General features: G+C 47.1%; 15 protein-coding genes. 7 read left to right on the forward strand and 8 right to left on the reverse strand.

Going from position 1 to position 19,340, the window contains the following annotated elements; all coding sequences use genetic code 11:
- Positions 1-110: 110 nt before the first annotated feature.
- The 3 genes from aceK to ACFFJH_RS14790 all read right to left on the reverse strand — a co-directional run bounded on the left by aceK (position 111) and on the right by ACFFJH_RS14790 (position 3,903).
- Complete coding sequence (gene aceK, locus ACFFJH_RS14780) at positions 111-1,874, reverse strand: bifunctional isocitrate dehydrogenase kinase/phosphatase (protein ID WP_390213667.1); 1,764 nt, start codon at positions 1,872-1,874, stop codon at positions 111-113.
- Positions 1,875-2,080: 206 nt separating this feature from the next.
- On the reverse strand, positions 2,081-3,265 hold the full coding sequence (locus tag ACFFJH_RS14785; protein WP_390213668.1) for an isovaleryl-CoA dehydrogenase: 1,185 nt from the start codon (positions 3,263-3,265) through the stop codon (positions 2,081-2,083).
- A 236-nt stretch (positions 3,266-3,501) separates the two neighbouring features.
- The gene (locus ACFFJH_RS14790) at positions 3,502-3,903 is read right to left on the reverse strand and encodes a MerR family transcriptional regulator (RefSeq protein ID WP_212685270.1); all 402 of its coding nucleotides are present in this window, start codon (positions 3,901-3,903) and stop codon (positions 3,502-3,504) included.
- A 211-nt stretch (positions 3,904-4,114) separates the two neighbouring features.
- On the opposite strand from ACFFJH_RS14790, the gene ACFFJH_RS14795 reads away from it, so the two are divergent.
- Positions 4,115-5,191, forward strand: a complete 1,077-nt coding sequence (locus tag ACFFJH_RS14795; protein WP_390213670.1) for an MBL fold metallo-hydrolase — start codon at positions 4,115-4,117, stop codon at positions 5,189-5,191.
- A 120-nt stretch (positions 5,192-5,311) separates the two neighbouring features.
- Here the strand turns inward: ACFFJH_RS14795 and ACFFJH_RS14800 are convergent, their stop codons facing one another.
- A complete protein-coding gene (locus tag ACFFJH_RS14800) occupies positions 5,312-6,298 on the reverse strand; it encodes a sodium-dependent bicarbonate transport family permease (RefSeq protein ID WP_390213672.1) in 987 nt (328 codons plus the stop codon).
- A 102-nt stretch (positions 6,299-6,400) separates the two neighbouring features.
- On the opposite strand from ACFFJH_RS14800, the gene ACFFJH_RS14805 reads away from it, so the two are divergent.
- Positions 6,401-7,285, forward strand: a complete 885-nt coding sequence (locus tag ACFFJH_RS14805) for a LysR family transcriptional regulator (protein WP_390213674.1) — start codon at positions 6,401-6,403, stop codon at positions 7,283-7,285.
- A 76-nt stretch (positions 7,286-7,361) separates the two neighbouring features.
- On the opposite strand, the gene ACFFJH_RS14810 is transcribed toward ACFFJH_RS14805, so the two are convergent.
- Positions 7,362-8,210, reverse strand: coding sequence for a hypothetical protein (locus tag ACFFJH_RS14810; RefSeq protein WP_390213676.1), 849 nt, complete (start codon positions 8,208-8,210; stop codon positions 7,362-7,364).
- Positions 8,211-8,290: 80 nt separating this feature from the next.
- Between ACFFJH_RS14810 and ACFFJH_RS14815 the strand changes: the two genes are divergently transcribed.
- On the forward strand, positions 8,291-9,043 hold the full coding sequence (locus ACFFJH_RS14815) for a helix-turn-helix domain-containing protein (protein WP_390213677.1): 753 nt from the start codon (positions 8,291-8,293) through the stop codon (positions 9,041-9,043).
- A 125-nt stretch (positions 9,044-9,168) separates the two neighbouring features.
- Here ACFFJH_RS14815 and ACFFJH_RS14820 read toward each other — a convergent pair whose 3' ends face one another.
- On the reverse strand, positions 9,169-9,624 hold the full coding sequence (locus tag ACFFJH_RS14820) for an FKBP-type peptidyl-prolyl cis-trans isomerase (RefSeq protein ID WP_390213679.1): 456 nt from the start codon (positions 9,622-9,624) through the stop codon (positions 9,169-9,171).
- Between the two features lie 295 nt (positions 9,625-9,919).
- Here ACFFJH_RS14820 and ACFFJH_RS14825 point away from each other — a divergent pair, with 295 nt between their 5' ends.
- Positions 9,920-10,522: a dienelactone hydrolase family protein gene (locus ACFFJH_RS14825; protein ID WP_390213680.1), complete on the forward strand. Its 603-nt coding sequence runs from the start codon at positions 9,920-9,922 to the stop codon at positions 10,520-10,522.
- A gap of 114 nt (positions 10,523-10,636) precedes the next feature.
- Here ACFFJH_RS14825 and pbpC read toward each other — a convergent pair whose 3' ends face one another.
- Positions 10,637-13,003: a penicillin-binding protein 1C gene (pbpC, locus tag ACFFJH_RS14830; protein WP_390213914.1), complete on the reverse strand. Its 2,367-nt coding sequence runs from the start codon at positions 13,001-13,003 to the stop codon at positions 10,637-10,639.
- Between the two features lie 154 nt (positions 13,004-13,157).
- Positions 13,158-14,087: a LysR family transcriptional regulator gene (locus tag ACFFJH_RS14835; RefSeq protein WP_390213681.1), complete on the reverse strand. Its 930-nt coding sequence runs from the start codon at positions 14,085-14,087 to the stop codon at positions 13,158-13,160.
- 614 nt (positions 14,088-14,701) lie between these two features.
- Here ACFFJH_RS14835 and ACFFJH_RS14840 point away from each other — a divergent pair.
- The 3 genes from ACFFJH_RS14840 to ACFFJH_RS14850 all read left to right on the forward strand — a co-directional run bounded on the left by ACFFJH_RS14840 (position 14,702) and on the right by ACFFJH_RS14850 (position 19,335).
- Positions 14,702-16,987 carry a TonB-dependent receptor gene (locus ACFFJH_RS14840; RefSeq protein WP_390213682.1) on the forward strand — a complete coding sequence of 762 codons (2,286 nt, stop codon included), beginning with the start codon at positions 14,702-14,704 and terminating at the stop codon, positions 16,985-16,987.
- Positions 16,988-17,182: 195 nt separating this feature from the next.
- Positions 17,183-18,067 (forward strand): alpha/beta fold hydrolase, encoded by an 885-nt coding sequence (locus ACFFJH_RS14845; RefSeq protein WP_390213683.1) that lies wholly within the window; start codon positions 17,183-17,185, stop codon positions 18,065-18,067.
- 41 nt (positions 18,068-18,108) lie between these two features.
- A complete protein-coding gene (locus tag ACFFJH_RS14850) occupies positions 18,109-19,335 on the forward strand; it encodes a substrate-binding domain-containing protein (RefSeq protein ID WP_390213684.1) in 1,227 nt (408 codons plus the stop codon).
- Positions 19,336-19,340 lie beyond the last annotated feature (5 nt).

Consider the following 19,340-nt stretch of genomic DNA (forward strand, 5'->3'; position numbering starts at 1 on the left):
TTTCAACCGCAGAGGCGCAGAGAACACAGAGGAAATCTCTTATTTTCTGCATGCTTGCACCCGCACTACAAAAACCCTGCGTACTCTGCGCCTCTGCAGTTTACCCTTTTCTAATTCACAAACCTGATACTTTGAGGATAGGGAAACACATCATCCACCTTACCCTTCACAATTCGATCTTTACGTTCTTGCCAATACTGTGCTGTCAGCAAGTCCGCATGGTGTTTCATAAAATACTGTTTGACCTTAGCGTTACCCAGCAAGAAGGTACCGAACTGTTCTGGGAACACATCGTTCTTTGCAATCGGGTACCACGGCTCTGCTGACATTTCATCTTCTTCATTGCGTGGTTGCGGGATGTTCCTGAAATTGCAGTCAACAATGGTTTCAATCTCATCGTAGTCATAGAACACCACCCGCTTATGTCGAGTCACACCAAAATTCTTGTACAACATATCGCCTGGAAAAATATTCGCTCCGACTAACTCTTTGATCGCGTTGCCGTACTCAACTATCGCATGTTCCATCGCTGCGTCATCGCCTTTTTGTTCAGCCTCAGTCAGCCAAATATTGAGTGGTGTCATGCGGCGTTCGATGTACAAATGTTTGATGATCACTTCATCATCGCTCACTTCTAAAATCGAAGGCGCATAGCGACGAATTTCTGCCAATAAGTCTTCGGAAAAACGTGCGCGCGGAAAAGCCACATCGGAATACTCTAAGGTATCTGCCAAACGCCCGACGCGGTCATGGTTTTTAACCAGTTGATACTTTTCTTTAATCAGCGCTTTGGTCGTTTCTTTCGGCGGCGGGAAGCTATCTTTGATGAGCTTGAAGACGTAGGGGAAAGATGGCAAGGCAAACACCAACATCACTAAGCCACGAATACCAGGTGCAGCCTCAATCATGTCGGAGGAATACTTCAGATGATGCAGGAAGTCACGATAGAACAAATTCTTGCCGTGCTTTTGCAAACCCAACATCGTGTAAATTTCACTGCGCGGTTTGCGCGGCAAAATGCTTCGAATGAACTGGACATAGGCCGATGGCACATCCATATCGACCATGAAGTAAGCGCGCGTGAACGAAAACAAGACCGTGATATGGATGTTTTCGAACAAGATCGTGTCGAGAATTAATTCCCTATTTTTATTGTGAATGATGGGAATCACAAACGGCATTTCCTGATTACCGTTGATACTTTTGCCGATGATATAGGCGGCTTTGTTACGGAAGAATAAGCTGGCTAAAACTTGCAACTGATGATTCGGTTCGAAACGCGCATCACCAAATTGCTCCAACAAGCGCGCTTCAACTTTTGCGATGTCCGCATCAAGGTGCGCAAATGGTGTTTGTAGCTGAAAATTAGTGACGATACGTTTTAAGCTAAAGCTCAGACCATCAGCGGCTGGATAGTACACGCGATAAGTCGCGGGCGTGTCTTCGCGTTCGATGTAATCGGTCGCAGTCGCTGGACGCACAAAGATAAAATCATTATGGAAATAAGTACGATGCAAGAGCTTAGTGCAAACGGTATTGAAGAAAGTTTCCGCTAACTCAGGTCGCAAATGATCGATCAGCAAACCCATGTAGTGCAACTTCACCTCGCGCCACACTTCATCGGTTAAATCCTCTTTGTCGTATTCATCCTCAAGAATTTGAACGCACTCTTTAGCACGACGATCATAGTAAGCAATCCGCTCGCGGGCATCCTCCTGCGCCGCTTTCCAATCCGCCTTCTCAAACCGCTGCTTCGCCAACTGCGTAGTGGCACGAAACAAGCGGTAATGCTTATCAAAACCGTCGAGTATAGTCCTTGCAATGTCGAATGCAATTTGCGAAGACAACAGTTTTGGAAAGGCTACTTGGGGCATTCTTATTACCATTTAAAACCCCTCAACGCCGAGACGCTGAAGGGTTTATTTCATGCAAATAGAATTGTAGGGCTGTTGCTACCCGCACGGACTTCAAATCATTCCAACGGCGCGGGGTTCACCCGCCCTACAAAAATTTCAAACAATCTCTCTTCTAAGATTTTGCTCAGCGCCTCTGCGTCTCGGCGTTGAGGGGTTTTGATTCCTTAAAGAGTCTCCGCAAAAAGTTCGCGGCCGATCAGCATTCTGCGAATTTCACTCGTACCCGCACCAATCTCATACAGCTTCGCATCACGCCACAAGCGACCCACTGAGTACTCGTTGATATAACCATTGCCACCCAAAGTTTGGATCGCTTCGCCTGCCATCCAAGTTGCTTTTTCAGCGGAGTACAAAATCGCGCCAGCTGCGTCTTTACGTAGAGCACGTGTCGCTTCTGGTGTTTTAGCACGTACACAGGCTTCGCCGACCGCATAGACGTAAGCTTTGCATGCCATCATGGTGGAATACATATCGGCAATTTTGCCTTGCATTAATTGGAATTCACCAATCGCTTGGCCGAATTGTTTGCGTTCGTGAATGTAAGGAACCACCACATCCATACACGCTTGCATAATGCCTAATGGGCCGCCCGACAACACAGCGCGCTCAAAGTCCAAGCCAGACATCAAAACATTGACGCCTTTGCCAACACCGCCGAGCACGTTTTCTACTGGCACTTCGCAATCTTGGAATACCAATTCGCCTGTGTGCGAACCGCGCATGCCGAGCTTGTCGAGTTTTTGCGCAATGCTGAAACCTTTGTAGCCTTTTTCGATGATGAAAGCAGTCATGCCACGTGGGCCGGCTTCCAAATCAGTCTTCGCATACACGACTAAAGTGTCTGCATCTGGACCATTAGTGATCCACATTTTATTGCCGTTCAAGACGTAGCGATCGCCTTTCAAATCAGCGCGCAATTTCATACTGACGACGTCGGAACCCGCGTTTGGCTCGGACATCGCCAAAGCTCCAACGTGTTCACCAGAAATCAATTTCGGCAAGTATTTTGCTTTTTGTTCTGCATTGCCGTTGCGATTAATTTGATTCACGCACAAATTTGAATGCGCACCATAAGACAAACCAACGGAAGCAGAAGCGCGAGAAATTTCTTCCATAGCGATGATGTGCGCGAGGTAACCCATATTCGCGCCACCGTATTCTTCGGAAACCGTCATACCGAGCAGACCCATTTCGCCCATTGCTTTCCACAGGTGCATAGGAAATTGGTCTGTTTTGTCCATTTCGGCTGCGAGCGGTGCGATTTCAGCCGCTGCAAATTGTTGAACTGCTTCGCGCAAAGCGGCGATGTCTTCGCCGTGATCAAACGTTAAACCTGGTAAGTGCAACATAGTGTCCCCAATCTAGGTAGTAATGATATGACTTCAAGCCGCTGTGACTCGCTCACTCTACTAACAGTCAGTAGAAGCTAAGCTTGAGATTATATGCTTGCCTGAATGTCGAAAAATTTGGCAAAACAAATTAAAAGTTCATTTCGCGTCAGTCAAAAATGATACTTGCAATTGACGTTAACGTAAACGTCAATTGTAAGTATTTAGTCCTTGTTCTTGTAGATATTTACGAATATTCAGGAGTTATTTTTTGCTTTATTAACAATTTCCAATAAACGCTGGCTTTCTTCTTCGTGCGCGGTGATTTCCCCGAGCATCACTTCGATGTCTTCACGTTGTTGCTCCAAAGAAGCACGATGCTTGGCCAAAACCTCTAAGAAACTCTTTAGCTGAACTTCGGTATCTTTGGGCGAGTCATACATCGTCACCAGATGCTTGATTTCCGAAAGGCTTAATCCCAAACGCTTGCCACGCAATGTCAATTTGAGGTGCGTGCGCTCACGTGCCGAGTACACACGATTGCGTCCGCTGGGGCCTTCGCGGCTAGGACTGATCAAGCCCTGATCTTCGTAAAAGCGAATTGCGCGAGGTGTAATATCAAACTCTTTTGCTAATTCGGTAATTGTATAAGTTGCCATTGCTAAATATTTTTTATTAAAACAAACAATAAAGTTATCTTAAAAACACCCAAAAAATCTCGGTGAATGCTCGCAAATAGCGAGATAAGCCCAACATCAATTGTGTTTTGAATTTAGAATCTTACCTGAAACGCAGTTAACGTAAACGTCAATTTAATGTATTGGCCTTCAACCCTGCAGCGAACACCTGTTGCGTCACATACACAAAGCTATGAATCTCTTAGAACAAGAATTGCACTACCCCCTCGCTAACCAGATACCCGAAGCGGGACAAGCGATAGAAATTGCCCCGGGAATTTTGTGGATAAGAATGGGATTGCCGTTCGCCCTGAATCACATCAATGTGTGGTTGATCGAAGATCACTATCAAACCGACCAAGGCAAAATCCGCGGTTGGACCATCGTCGATTGCGGCATCAATAGCGACACAACGCGGGATGCCTGGGAAGTTTTGTTTGCCTCTCATCTCAAAGGTTTACCAGTTGTACGCGTGATCGCCACCCACTGCCATCCCGATCATGTTGGCAGTGCTGATTGGCTGTGTACCTTGTGGAATGCGCCGCTTTACATGAGCACAGGCGAATACGCATTTGCGCGCATGATGTCAGCAGGTCTGCCCGGCGTAGATGGTTCGGCGATGTTTCCGCATTTCCGCAAACACGGCTTAGTCACCGCCGAAATGCAAGAAAAAATTCAAGAACGTAAAACCTACTACACGCGCTTAGTACCGACCGTGCCAACTTCTTACCACCGTCTACAAGATGGACAAGAATTAATGATAGGTGAACATGCGTGGCGCATCATCACAGGTTTTGGCCATTCACCTGAGCATGTTTCGCTATATTGCGCAGATTTAAATTGCCTGATTTCTGGCGATATGGTGTTGCCGCGTATTTCTACCAATGTCTCAGTATTTGCCGCAGAGCCAGAAGCGAATCCGGTGAAACAATATCTCGACTCTTTAACGAAGTACGCGGATTTACCAGATGATGTGTTGGTATTGCCTTCGCATGGCAAACCATTCACGGGGATTCATACACGTATCCAGCAATTACGCGATCATCACGCCGAACGTTTGCAAGAAGTATTAGATGCCTGCGTGACACCGCTGTCAGCCCACGACATCGTGCCCATCATGTTTAAGCGTGCGCTCGATGCGCATCAACTGACTTTTGCATTGGGCGAAGCTCTAGCACATTGCCATTATTTATGGCTGGAAGGAAAACTGAAACGGGCGCTAGGCGAAGATGATGTTTATCGGTTTACGACAAGCAAACAAAACGCCTGACAGGATAGATGAATACCGATGAGACTACTTAATATGCCGCTAGCCAGCGGCATATTAAGGCTTAACATATTCTTCCAGTTTTAATTTAAGCTGATGTCGCTGCACCAAAACAATCCGGGCTTAAACACTATTTGCGACTTGTACGTACAGTGGAATACCAAATAGCAAATTAAGTGGGAAAGTCAATCCCAAAGACAGCCCCACGTACAAGGTAGGATTCGCCTCTGGAATCGCATAACGAACCACGGCAGGTACTGCAATATACGACGCACTCGATGCTAGCACCATCAGCAAAATCGCATCTCCTGTTGGCAAACCACATAACTTCGCCAAGCCTAATGCCAGACCTGCATGAAACAAAGGTGCCACGATCCCAAACACAAATAGTAACGGTGACTGACGCAACAAACCTGGTACATTTTTCGCCGCAAGCAAACCCATATCGAGCAGAAAGAACGCCAGTAAACCCTTAAACAAATCAACCGAAAAGGGACGCATCACCATCTGACCCGCCTCGCCACTAATCATACCTATCAGCAAAGACCCAAGCAAAAGCAATTGAGCGCCATCAGTAAAAGATTCATGCAGCAACTGCGTAATCGATAAGCGAGCAGACGGCTGAGTTGATGAGAGAGTTTGATCCCCATGACTCGCAACTTGTCCCTGACGCAAGCGATTAGCGAAAATAATCGCAATAATAATGGCAGGAGATTCCATCAAGGCCATCGCAGCTGCCATATGACCACCAAACTCTATCTGTCGCGAGTCTAATATCTGAGTCGCAGTAATAAAAGTAACAGCACTCACCGAGCCATAGGTCGCTGCCACAGCAGCTGCATCAAATTTAGAAATAAATCGTTGTAGCACTTGATAGGCGATCAGCGGGATAAAGATCGCAAGCAACACCGCACATGCCAAACTCACTACCACATCGTTGGAAAAGCCAGTTTTCGCCAGCGCAAAGCCACCTTTCAAACCCAGGGCCATCAGCAAATACAAAGAAAGAAAACGCGAAATAGGTGTTGGTATCTCTAGATTTGATTTAAATAGCCCAGCTAATAAACCAAACAAAAAAAATAAAATTGCGGGATCAGTAAAACTATTCATCGGTATGGAGTTGGACTTAAGAGTGAAATTGGGCGCCATTGTATGCAGCCAAACACATAGAGTAAAATCAATTTTTACTATACTAATCATAGATAAAATACGATGAATATCACCTTCCGCCAGATGAAAGTTCTATTAGCCGTTGCCGAGCACGGCAGCATCACCGCCGCGGCACAAGCGTGCTTCATCACGCAGCCCACGGTCTCTATGCAACTCAAAACCATGTCGGACGAGGTCGGTTTATCTTTATATGAAGTGATAGGAAAACGTGTTTTCCTAACCGCTGCAGGTGAAGCGGTGGCACAATCAGCACGCCTGATGCAAGATGAAATTAATTTTTTAGAACAGACCATCAGTGCCATGAAAGGGCATACTCAAGGACGCTTACGCGTTGCTTTAGCGAGTACCGCTAAATATTTTGTACCGCGCATGCTAGGTTCCTTTTATAAACAGTACCCCGAGATAGACATTGCTTTCGAAGTGCTGAATCGTGATGGAGTCGTCAGCAGACTCAAATCCAATGCAGATGATTTATACATCATGTCCATTCCACCTGCAGATATGGATATAGAGCGTCATCGTTTCTTAGAAAATCCACTAGTGGTCATCGCCGCTTTGGATCACCCACTGTCTACCAAAAAACGATTGAAACGAACACATATCGCGAATGAATTATTCGTGTTAAGAGAGGCAGGCTCAGGCACGCGCTTGGCATGTAATCATTACTTCGAAACGCATCAATTTAAGCCTAAGGTCCGCTTAGAATTAGGCAGCAATGAAGCCATTAAACAAGCGGTTGCTGGAGGTCTAGGCCTGGCGGTTATTTCAAGGCATGCCTTGCACCAAGAACCAGAGATTGATGGACTTGTAATTTTGCCTGTAGAAGATTTTCCCATCCACTCAAATTGGTGGATCATTTTTCCAAAAGGAAAACGACTCTCCCCTATCGCAAGCATTTTTTTAGAACATTTGAAAAAATGCACCTGAATATACTATCAAGTCAAAGAAAAATAGTGTCGTAGTTCAGGGCTTAAATTGGCTCAGATATGTTACGACGCGAATTTCACTTGGCACGCTTCAACCAGCTCCCAATAATCACCGCAGCCGCACCACTCGCGCATAGATGTTTGATCGTATGACCGCTAATAAACCCAGTCTGCATAAAAATGGCTTCGTCATACATTTCGGTGATTTTTGCCAGCACATAAAGGCCGATGGCGATGGCATAAATCCAGCGTGTCCGGGCAGCGACTTTATAAATAGTCTGCCAGATAGGAATCAGTACAACCGCAAGTAATTGTAATGCGAGATATGGTCGCAGATCCCCGGTTTTCTGCCACCAAAATACTGAAGCTGTGGCAAACGACAAATAAACCATCAGGTCACGCACCACGAGGTAGGATGAACAGATTTGTCTACTCTCGCTGCGCACCGCAATCATCAGACTGGCGCAGGCTAAAGCAATTGGTAATCTATCCCAAAACAAGCGGTTATCATCTGGCGCCCAATGATAAAAGGCAGAACCAAAACTGGTTGCCAATATGCACAAAACGAACATCAAATAAGCGATGTCTGTAGGCTGCCACTGATGTCCCCGCCGGATAAAATGCCAGTAACTCGCCAACATACCGACTAAGCCAGTAAGTGCAAAAGTGAGATTACTCAAAACATCCATAGCATTTGGAATATGACCATACGACGTGGTATCGACAAACGCATGATAATGCTCATACTGTGGAATCGCTCCATGAATCAACATGATCAGTGCGCACGCCAAGACCAAAACTCCAGGTAAATATCGCCATGTCGTATGCATCTGTGTCACCGTATTTATGGATAAATCGAAGGTACGGACTATGTAATAGTGTGCGGCAAACGCAAACTCTGATTTAGCAAGTCTAATTATTTGCATAAGAAAGTCGCAAGGAGAGATACTCAAGCGCTAAGCATGATGCTACAGTGTGCAAAATCATTAGCTCTATCGACGACCCCATGACGGAAATCACACAGTTACTCAATACGATCAAATACCAGCTCAAGCAACAGGCCAAAACCTATCGTGATGTGGCTGATGCCTTGAACTTGTCGGAAGCCAGTATCAAACGCATGTTTAGTCAGCGCAGCGATGCGCCGATCAGCTTAGATCGCATCGTTGAGATCAGTCATTTTTTAGGTTTTAGTCTGGCAGAGTTGGCACAAGAAGCCAGTTTGGCGCAAGAGAAATTAAGTACGTTGACGCCCTTGCAAGAGAAAGAATTGGTGGCCGATCATCAATTGCTACTAGTTGCGGTATGCGCGATCAATCACTGGAGCATGCAGGACATTTTAGAAACATACGCACTAAGTGAGCCTAGCTGTTTGAAGAAATTACTGAAACTGGATCAACTGGGCCTCATCACGCTGCTGCCGGGTAATCGCATACGTCTCAATATCAGCCGCGACTTTGATTGGTTGCCCCAAGGTCCGATCAAAACTTATTTTAAAAAAGAAGGACTACCTGAATTTCTCGACGCACATTTTCATCAAAGCAAAGAGAATTTTATTTTTACGCATGGCATGTTGACCGAAGCGGCTGCGATGAAATTACAGACCGAGATGCGTCAATTAAAACGCCGCTTTGCAGAGCTGCATGCGGAAAGTTTGCAATCCCCATTAAAAAAACGCGATGGCATGGGTTTATTAATGGCGATGCGTCCTTGGGAACCTGAAGCTTTTTCTAAACTTCGCAAACAACAGATTAAGTAAAATCAAATTGAGTAAAATCAGCGGATCTGTATCGATCCGCCTACCAACGTGAACTTCTCTATACCTGCGCGAAAACTGAACTTATTTCAAGCTAACTATTTTAGAGCTCACGATTGTAGAGCTCACTATTTCACGTCAACTAACAAGACTTCAAATACCAAAGCCGCATCATCTGGAATCGGACCACGTCCGTCACTACCATAAGCCATCTCGCTAGGAATCACTAAAGTTCGTTTACCACCAACGCGCATGCCAACCACACCAACATCCCATCCTTTGATCACTTGTTGCGCTCCCAAAGTAAACGTAAACGGCGTGCCTCGGTCTAATGAGCTATCAAATTTTTTTCCCTGAAAGTGCGCAACACGCTGATCGTATAACCACCCAGTGTAATGAACCGTCACGGTATTGCCAGTGCGCGCTTCGGCACCTCCACCCAGCACTTCATCAGTCATCTTTAGCTCCCGAACTTGGGCCGAACCGCGTGCCAAATTCTCTTGCGCAGCGGATCCATCCTTAGGCTGACATCCGCTCAAACTCAACATACACAAACTAGCTAGCAAACAACAAAAATACTTCATATCAATTCCACTTTATCAACGACTTTTGAATCGTTAAACTTACGCATACGTCCGATGCTAATCAGGTACCGATCCGGTACTAACTAAGCAACTTAACTAAGCACTAAGTAAATTTGAAAAAGCGCGATCATACGATTTCCTCCAAAAATATTTGAGATTCATAAGTAAAAAGAAAAACAGGACAAAACCTAGCAAGAACCCTAAGTAGAAATATCCTACTTGCCTTTTACCCCGATGTCCGCTACCCTGCGCGCTCTTTTTGTTTTCACTTCAGCCAGCGCTGAATATAGCTGCAATGCGCGCCACCGTTTTAATCGCAACTGACGTCTTTGGAAATACCCCTGCCATCGCTAGTTTATGTCGTCAACTCAATGCCTCTTGCCTTGTGGTCAGTCCCTTTGAAGCTGACTTTCAAGCTGAAACTGAACAGCAAGCTTATCAAGCTTTTTTAGCCAGCGGTGGTGTAGCGACTTACGCAAAAAAAATCCACGCGCTGATAGAGGAACAAACGCAACTGCGCCATGTCATTGGATTTAGTGTTGGCGCGAGTGCTTGGTGGATGAGTAGCGCAGCGCGTTCAGCTCACTTACAAACGGCGAGCCTATTTTATGGTTCGCGGATTCGTAACTATCTCGATTTACCAAGTCACTGCCCCACACATTTTGTTTTTGCGGAACATGAAGCGGCATTTCAAGTTGGTGATGTCGTGAAGCGCTTACAAGAACACGGACATCAAGCGGAGATCGCTTTGGGCTGTCGACATGGATTTATGAATCCGTATTCCTCAGGATTTTCCTTAAAAAACCAAACCCGCTATTTAGAAATCTTGACGGCCAAAGTGCAAACAAAAATCCAACCTGAAGAAAAGCTTTGTGTCGCACAAAAATTAGTTGCTTAAGCTAAGTCACTAAGAAAGCAAATTCTACGTGAAATAGTTGGCGAGAAAATTACAACGTGGAAGATTTGGCATGTAAAGACTCAAGCAAAATTTTATAGACGAATTGAAATTACATTAGCGCTTATCAACTGAAAAACTCACACTCGCGACATGACCTGCAGCGTCAATCACTGTGATGCTATGCTCACCCGCGCTATTGATGACGAAGGTTTGACGCTTTTTCGGGCCTAGCGCAACTTGCCTTCCGTCTAACAGCCAATAATGCTGACCGCTTCCGCCCACCGCATCGAGCGTTACCGGAATATCGCTCTTTCCCGGCACAGTGCGTAAGCGGCTATCTTGATTTAATCCCATCAGGCGTATACTGCCCACACTGTGAATCTGAGGGCAGTCGGGCGACCATGGAACCAGTCCCAGCTCCAGCTTTTGTTGCGGCGTCAACCATGCTTCTAATAATGCAGGCCAACGAGCAACTTCACGTTGCTGCGCTTGCGGATGACAAGCAGGCGTCGTGCGCAAATGACTGATAGGATCGATCCATATCGTCTCCACCAAACTGCGAGCGCGCAGACGATCAGGCAAAGTAGGAGGAATCGTATCGCGCAGTATCCAAGCGCTGCGCTTTTGATGGCAATGCTCAGCCGCGGTTTGGCTCGCCGCCACACCCAAAGGCCAACAAATTTGCGCCACACTGACATCCTTAGGACGCACCTGACTCAAAGGCTCACTACGGGGTAACGCTAATGCAATTTGCTGCAATAACGGTGCGGCGACATTAGCGCCAAAAAATCCAGGATTCGGTGTGCCATCAGGTCGTCCTATCCATACTCCCAAGGTGTAGCGACCACTGACACCCACCGCCCAAGCATCGCGAAAACCATAACTAGTACCGGTTTTCCACGCCAGACGCACACCGCTGTTGTCCGCTTCGACAAAGGGTTGATCGGGATGCCCACCACTTTCTAAAATGCTGCGAATAATAAATGCAGCGCCAGCACTCATCATGCGTGCCTCTCGCGCTGGTGCATCGGGCGTGATTCTCGGCGCCCCCGCCATACCACCCATTGCTAAGGAGCGATAGGCGCCCACCAATTCTTCTAAACTGGTTCCCGCGCCACCCAAGATCACACTCAAATTCGGCTCCACGTCTTTAGGCAAACGCAGACGCAAACCTGCACTCGATAAGCGCGCGGTGAAACGTGTCGCACCAATTCTATCCAAGAGATCAACCGCAGGTACATTTAAAGAGCGCTGCAAAGCCTCCGATACACTCACTGGTCCCGAAAAATTCGCTTGAAAATTTCCCGGATCGTAGCCACTAAAAGACTGTGGCGTATCGGCCAACAAACTCTCGGAGTGTATGATGCCATCGTCCAACGCCATCGCGTACAAGAAGGGTTTTAAAGTCGACCCAGGAGAGCGGATGCCCCGCACCATATCGACATGATTAAAACGCCGTGCATCAGAAAAATCTGCCGAACCTGCATAACCCAGCACTTCCATGGTTTTACTATCCATGACCAAAGCTGCCATAGAAACAAAACGTGGCAATTGTCCGACCTTATCCGACAACATGCGCTCTAACATGGTTTGCACTTCGCGATCCAAAGTCGAACGGACTATCGTCGCTTCGATAAGATTTTTACCTACGGCACGGGCGCGATCACGCCGCGCCGCCTGATGCAGACGTTCGGCGGCGAGAGGTGCCAACCAAGCGGCGCGAGGCGGATTAGCGCCGACTCGTTCTATCAAAGCATCTTCCACTTCCGTAGCGCTCCAATGCCGCAATTGCGCCATACGTCGCAACACCTTATCGCGAAATTTTTGCGCTAATTCGGGATGACGATCAGGACGTAGACGCGACGGTGCTTGCGGCAATACGACTAGCAAAGCGGCTTCGGCCGACGACAACTGTGTTGCACTCTTTCCTAAATAACTTCGGCTCGCCATTTCTACACCTTCGACGATGCCACCCATAGGTGCATGATTTAAATACAGGGTCAAAATCTCACGTTTAGAAAGACGTAGCTCTAGCTGGATAGCGCGTAGAATTTGCCGTAATTTTCCTGACAAACTATGTGGCACAGGCTCTATCGCACGTGCTGCCTGCATCGTCAACGTAGAACCACCAGAAATAATTTCACCGTGTCGCAACCATTGCCATGCTGCGCGCCCCAAAGCCAAGGGATTAACTCCCGGATGCCAGTAAAACCAACGGTCTTCGTAAGTGAGCAGCGCGTCCAAGTATTTGGGAGAAACCTGAGCGGGTGTCACGGGATAACGCCACATACCATCGGCATCAGGCCAGCCTCGCAAAGGCGTACCATCGCGCGCGACCACCACCAAACCCGGCGCATCCACAGGAATCGGTGGGGGAAACAATTGGTCTAGCAATAAGAGACAACTCAAAAAAAACGCAGCGCTAGCACGCAGTTTATGTTGACGACACCAATGGAAAACCGCTTTAAAACGACTGTGCATTGCGATGATAGAGAAAGTGAATTTGGGAACTAAATTAAAATCTGAATTGAGAGAGTACAAAATACTCACTTAATCTCAGACGATACCCGCAGTTTATTACAAGCAGCGGGTATGTCGGATTAATTTCGACGCACTATATGAGTGGGGTGCCATGTCATTTAAGCACAAGACTTTCCGCATCGCCCGGCAAAATAAATAAATGCGGATTTTTTTCTGCTAAATCGCGTAATAAATTCCACACAACGCGCACTCTTTGCAAGCGATACAAATCGGTAGGCGCAACCAAGCAGAAGGAACGTTCAGCATAAAAATGATTCGCCAAAACACGCACCAAACGACCATCATTGGGCACCGCATAAGGTGGTGCCAAAATCAAACCTAAACCCAAAGCAGCGGCTTCGCATTGTGCTGCCAGGCTAGTGCAACACATGCGTCGATGCGGCGTAAAACCGAGTTCGCCCATGTAATTAAGCCCACTACTGGCAAGCCTATCCTGCACATAATCAACAAAATCATGTTTAATCAAATCAGCATGTTCTTTGATCGGTGGGTGCTTGGCCAAATACGACGGCGCACCGTAGATATACATACGAAAACTAGCAAGTCGGGTGACCATATACCGCCCCGTGCTCGGCGGATCGAGCATCACACCGAGATCGGCTTCGCGATTAGCGAGGTTGGCAAAACGCGGTAATAACAAGAGATCGACACTAAGATCCTGATGTGCTTGCAATAGCTCGACCAGAGCTGGTGCAACAATTCGTGAACCAAAAATCTCGGGCACCCCCAGACGCACAATGCCTCGTACTGAAATCTGTGCCCCCGTTAATTCATCCTGCGCAGCCGTTACCGCGCTTTCCATTGCTTCTGCATGCGGCAATAAAGCTTGTCCCATTTCTGTGAGCTGATAGCCTTCGCGGCTACGATCAAATAGTGTTGCCCCTAATTGTTCCTCTAAGCGATCAATTCGACGAGCAACTGTCGTGTGCTCCACCGAAAGTCGACGCGAAGTACCAGACAAAGTACCAGAGCGTGCCAGTTCTAAAAAATAACGTAAATCCGTCCACTCGGGTAAGGTAGTCATAGCACTCCAGATTGATCAGTTGCGCGTCATCTTGACGCTGGTAACACGCTTCGCTTTTTCGAACGAGACAGTTTCATTGTGCATCAAAGCACATAAATTTAGCAAATACCTGCTTTTCGCGCAAAATTGATTTCCAAATAAGACAAAAATGCGCCGAATTAGCGCATGGCGCTATTTGTTGCGCGCTTACCACGTGCATCATTTATCTTGCATTGCACAATTTTGGGGCTAATTTCCGCCTAAATCCTAAGGAATAGGTCAATTCTGGCTTAAATTCAAATTTACTATAGTGAAAAGACATGCATGTGCATTTATGCACAGTGAGTGGGCAGTTCCTCGACTTTCTAAGCACTTTGAATTCAGACACACTGCCATCCGTGCTATTGCTGATACCGATATTGGTGCTTATGCATACCACCAGAGAGACCTCTGCAAAAGCGTAGCGAGTATTGAAAACTCGACTTCAAATGCGCGGTAGCTAGTGCAAAGGTCTCCTGGAAACAAACGCACTTTACAAGACGAATGCAAGACCACTTCGATAAGCCGCCCATTGCAACAGATTTGCATGCTTCGGTTTGATCGGATAAAAAAAATCGACAACTCTGGAGACCATCATGACTGCATCAAAGAAATCACAGCGCAAGCTCGCCCTGCTCAGCCGTTCAGCAGCCGCCATTCTTGCTATTTACGGTAGCGGCTTTACACAGGCTCAAGCACAATCTAATGACGCAAGCGCCAAAGCCAGCGACGACACGCAAATTGCCAAAGTCGTCGTCAGTGCGCGCCGTCGTGAAGAAACCTTACAAGACGTGCCGGTATCTGTGACCGCCTATAGTGCAGAGCAAATCTCCAAAAGCGGTATCGCCGATATCACTGGCTTAGCATTAACTTTACCCAACACGACATTGAGCGCATCGCGTGGCACCAATTCCACCTTAACGTCCTTCATTCGTGGCGTAGGCCAACAAGATCCACTCGCAGGTTTTGAATCTGGTGTCGGCATCTACCTTGACGATATTTATCTGGCTCGACCACAAGGTGCGGTCGCTGACATTTACGACGTTGAGCGCGTAGAAGTTTTGCGTGGACCACAAGGCACTTTATATGGTCGCAACACGATAGGCGGTGCGGTCAAATATGTGACACGCAAAATGGGTCCAAACACCGATATGCGTCTCAAGGCATCAGTTGGTAGCTACGGACAAATGGATGGCGTATTCACCGCTAGCACACCGATCTCCGATACGGTACGTGTCGGTGGTACGCTGGCCAAGTTCAAACGCAATGGCTTCGGTAAAGACTTCACGACGGGCGAAGACAACTACAACAAAGACATTTCTGCCGCACGTCTGAGCGCTGAATTTATGCCGAACAGTTCTCTGTTCATCCGCATCTCAGCCGACACCAGCCAAGATGATTCTAATGCCAAACACGGTCATCGTTTAACTGTCGGCAAAATCTCAGGCGCGCCAATACTTAGCAATGTATACGACACGCGCGCCAACTTGAATACCGCGCTCGGACACAAACAACAAGTCACACAATCAGGCGTTTCCGCTTTGGTGGAGTACCAAATTCAGCCTGATTTAATGTTCAAATCGGTCACGGCATCACGTCATGATAAATCCTTTGCGCCTATCGATTTTGATTCTTTAAGCACGGTCGATTTTGACGTACCCGCGCTCTACAAAAACAAACAGTTCAGCCAAGAATTCCAATTGACCTACACCGGCAAATCGGTACAAGGTGTGGCGGGCGTGTACTACATTGATGCCAATGCCTACGATAAATTTGATGTGCGCTTACTCGGCACCTCGACCTTCACTGAAGGCGATATCGATACTAAAGCCTGGGCTGCATTCGCTGATGCCAGCTTCGATTTGAGCAAAGATTTTAGCCTGTCCGTCGGTGGTCGTTACACCGTGGACAAGCGCGAAGCCAGTATCTTGCGCCAAATCTATCTCGGTACCGCTGGCTCACCAGCCATGGGCAATCCATCTGCCGTATTCTTCAGAACCGATACCAATTTAAGCAAAGCCGATTTGCACCGCGAAGACAAAAAATTTACGCCACGCATTTCAGCTAGCTGGAAAGCCAGTGCCGATCAAAATGTGTATGCGTCTTGGACTGAAGGTTTTAAAGGCGGCGGCTTTGATCCACGTATGAATTTGGTCGGTTCCAAACTGAGCTTAGACAAAGCCAAGCAAGGTTTCTTACCTGAAAAAATCAGCACCTTTGAACTTGGTCTCAAATCCGCCTTTGCTAACAATAGTGTGCTCACGAATGTCGCGGTGTTCCATAGCGACTACCAAGATGTACAGATCCCAGGCTCGGTGGCGATTGATACCAACGGCGATGGCAAAGATGATAGTTTCGCAGGTGTCACCACCAATGCAGGTAAAGCGAAGATTGACGGTATAGAAATCGAAGCAACCGCGCGCGTCACCGATGCATTTAGCTTGTCCGGTATGCTCAGCTATATCGATGCTAGATACACTAAGTACATCGGCGCAGGTAATATCGACGTCGCTTCACAACGTGTATTCCAAAACACGCCGAAACAAACGGCCAGCTTACGCGCCAATTACGATTGGTCTATGCCTGTGATGGGAAATGCTGGCAAGCTAAGCTTAAGTAGTAGCGTGGCATTCCGTGGCAAAACCTATCAGTTCGAGACGCCGACACCAATTCTCGATCAAGACAGTTACAAATTATGGGACGCGAGCTTGGTCTGGACACGTTCTGATAACGCGGTGCGTATTGGTTTGCACGGGAAAAATTTGAGCGATACACGCTACAAAGTGGCAGGTTATTTATTCCCAACCTTAGGTGAAGGCAGCACGACTGCTTTCTATGGTAATCCGCGCACTTACACCCTGACTTTGGATTATCGTTTCTGAGCTACCTCACTCTCTCGTTTCTAAGACCTAAATGGCGGGGCGGATCTGGTATGCATCTGCGACTTCATTTCATGATACGTTTTAGAAACTTCGGCGACCAGCTCAAGCTGGACTGGTCGCTTTTTTTGTAGAGAAATGAATGTACAGGACTTGTTAAGCAACTCGTCACACTAACTCCACCGGAACCGGAACATCGTGAGCGATTTTAAAGAAATCTATTTTCAAAGCAAGGATGGCCTGCGCTTGTACGCTCGTGACTATGCAGGCAACTCGAATACAGGCTCAGCTAAATCCAAACTACCTGTGATCTGCATCCATGGTTTAACCCGTAATTCCTCTGATTTTGACGAGCTCGCACCGTGGATAGCGCTACAAGGCCGACGTGTTTTAGCAGTCGATGTGCGCGGACGTGGACGCTCACAACATGCCAGCAAAGTCAGTCACTATCATCCTATGGTATATGCGTCCGACATCATCAGCCTGACACAGACCTTGAGGATTAGTCGTGCCGTTTTCATCGGCACCTCAATGGGTGGCCTAATCACCATGAGCTTAGCATTACGAAAATCTAATTTAATTGCGGCGGCGATCTTGAACGATGTTGGCCCCGTGCTGTCACAAAAAGGTTTGAACCGCATCGCCTCTTACGCGGGAGAAGGCAGCCATTGCCGTACGTGGGAGCAAGCCAGAGATTACATACGTGACATCAATCAATCGGCCTTTCCCAATAATAGCGAACAAGAATGGGACAAATGGGCGCGCCGTGCCTTCGCCCAGAACGCACTGGGAGAATTGGAATTGCAGTATGATCCTCTGATTGCGACACCTTTAAAAACAGGCAAACTCAAAGCAAGTTCATGGATTGCCAAATGGGCGTTTCGCCGCTTAACTAAGCACCGTCCTTGTCTTTTGGTGCGCGGTAACATTTCTGATTTATTAGAACAAGAACAGGCTAGCTATATGTTAAGCGTTGCACCTCATATGCACTATGTAGAAATCCCAGAGATAGGCCATGCGCCCATGCTCACCGAACCAGAAGCAAAATCAGCCATACAAAAATTCTTAAGCCAAGTGGACTAGAGCCACAGTCTCAATAACCAAAAAAATATCAGGAGTCAAATATGTCTATCAAGTCACCCACGATCTTTCAACGCAAACGTCTTGCGATCAGCCTTAGTTTGTTGGGCGCTTTCCTCGGCAGTTGCGTTCATGCCAGTTATGCCGTCGCGCAAGACATCAAGGTCGCCCTGATTGCCGGAAAAACTGGCGCCTTAGAAGCCTATGCTAAGGAAACCGAAACCGGCTTCATGATGGGTTTGGAATATATGACGGGTGGCAAGATGGAGATCAACGGTAAGAAGATCAAAGTCATCATCAAAGACGACCAAAGCAAACCCGATATGGGACGCACCTTATTAGCTGAAGCTTATGGCGATGACAAAGTTGATATCGCCGTAGGTACTACCTCATCAGGTTCTGCGTTAGCGATGTTACCGGTGGCTGAAGAATACAAAAAGATTTTGATTATCGAACCTGCGGTCGCCGATGCCATCACAGGTGATAAATGGAATCGTTATATCTTTCGCACCAGCCGCAATTCCATGCAAGACGCCTTAGCTGCCGCCAGCACCATTAAAGCAGGCGGTAGTATCGCCTTTTTAGCGCAAGACTACGCCTTTGGGCGCGATGCGGTTAAAGCCGCCAAAGAAGCTTTAGCAACTGCGGGTTCTAAAGCTAAGGTAGTGCACGAAGAATATGCAGCGCAAACCAGCACCGACTTCACCGCACCGGCACAAAGAATTTTTGATGCGCTAAAAAACAAACCAGAACCGCGCATCTTACAAATCGTCTGGGCGGGTCCTAGTCCTATGAATAAATTGGCCGACTTAAAACCGGAACGTTTTGGCATCAATCTGGCTCCCGGCGGCAACATTTTGCCCGTCATGAAATTATGGAAGTCTTATGTCGGCACCCAAGGTACGATTTACTACTACTATGATTTCCCCAAAAATAAAATGAATGACTGGTTAGTCGCCGAGCACACTAAACGTTTTAAAGCACCACCCGATTTCTTCACCGCTGGTGGTTTTGCTGCGGCCAGTGCAGTCTACACGGCTTTAAGCAAAGCACAATCAACGAATACTGAAAAGCTGATTACTGCCATGGAAGGCATGGAATTCGACACGCCTAAAGGTAAGATGAACTTCCGCAAAGAAGATCACCAAGCGCTGCAATCCATGTACCACTTTAAGATCAAAAAAGATCAAAAAAATGAATGGGATTTGTTAGAACTGGTGCGCGAAATTCCTGCTAATGAAATCCCGGTTCCTGTCAAAAATAAACGATAAGATTT

Origin of the sequence: Affinundibacterium danionis (genome assembly GCF_042432465.1) — a bacterium.
GTDB lineage: Bacteria > Pseudomonadota > Gammaproteobacteria > Burkholderiales > Burkholderiaceae_D > Undibacterium > Undibacterium danionis.

Coding starts and splice junctions, on each gene's coding strand:
- ACFFJH_RS14835 (WP_390213681.1), bottom strand. CDS start 14,087: ATGACTACCTTACCCGAGTGGACGGATTTACGTTATTTTTTAGAACTG.
- ACFFJH_RS14840 (WP_390213682.1), top strand. CDS start 14,702: ATGACTGCATCAAAGAAATCACAGCGCAAGCTCGCCCTGCTCAGCCGT.
- ACFFJH_RS14805 (WP_390213674.1), top strand. CDS start 6,401: ATGAATATCACCTTCCGCCAGATGAAAGTTCTATTAGCCGTTGCCGAG.
- pbpC (WP_390213914.1), bottom strand. CDS start 13,003: ATGCACAGTCGTTTTAAAGCGGTTTTCCATTGGTGTCGTCAACATAAA.
- ACFFJH_RS14785 (WP_390213668.1), bottom strand. CDS start 3,265: ATGTTGCACTTACCAGGTTTAACGTTTGATCACGGCGAAGACATCGCC.
- ACFFJH_RS14815 (WP_390213677.1), top strand. CDS start 8,291: ATGACGGAAATCACACAGTTACTCAATACGATCAAATACCAGCTCAAG.
- aceK (WP_390213667.1), bottom strand. CDS start 1,874: ATGCCCCAAGTAGCCTTTCCAAAACTGTTGTCTTCGCAAATTGCATTC.
- ACFFJH_RS14790 (WP_212685270.1), bottom strand. CDS start 3,903: ATGGCAACTTATACAATTACCGAATTAGCAAAAGAGTTTGATATTACA.
- ACFFJH_RS14795 (WP_390213670.1), top strand. CDS start 4,115: ATGAATCTCTTAGAACAAGAATTGCACTACCCCCTCGCTAACCAGATA.
- ACFFJH_RS14800 (WP_390213672.1), bottom strand. CDS start 6,298: ATGAATAGTTTTACTGATCCCGCAATTTTATTTTTTTTGTTTGGTTTA.
- ACFFJH_RS14820 (WP_390213679.1), bottom strand. CDS start 9,624: ATGAAGTATTTTTGTTGTTTGCTAGCTAGTTTGTGTATGTTGAGTTTG.
- ACFFJH_RS14850 (WP_390213684.1), top strand. CDS start 18,109: ATGTCTATCAAGTCACCCACGATCTTTCAACGCAAACGTCTTGCGATC.
- ACFFJH_RS14825 (WP_390213680.1), top strand. CDS start 9,920: ATGCGCGCCACCGTTTTAATCGCAACTGACGTCTTTGGAAATACCCCT.
- ACFFJH_RS14810 (WP_390213676.1), bottom strand. CDS start 8,210: ATGCAAATAATTAGACTTGCTAAATCAGAGTTTGCGTTTGCCGCACAC.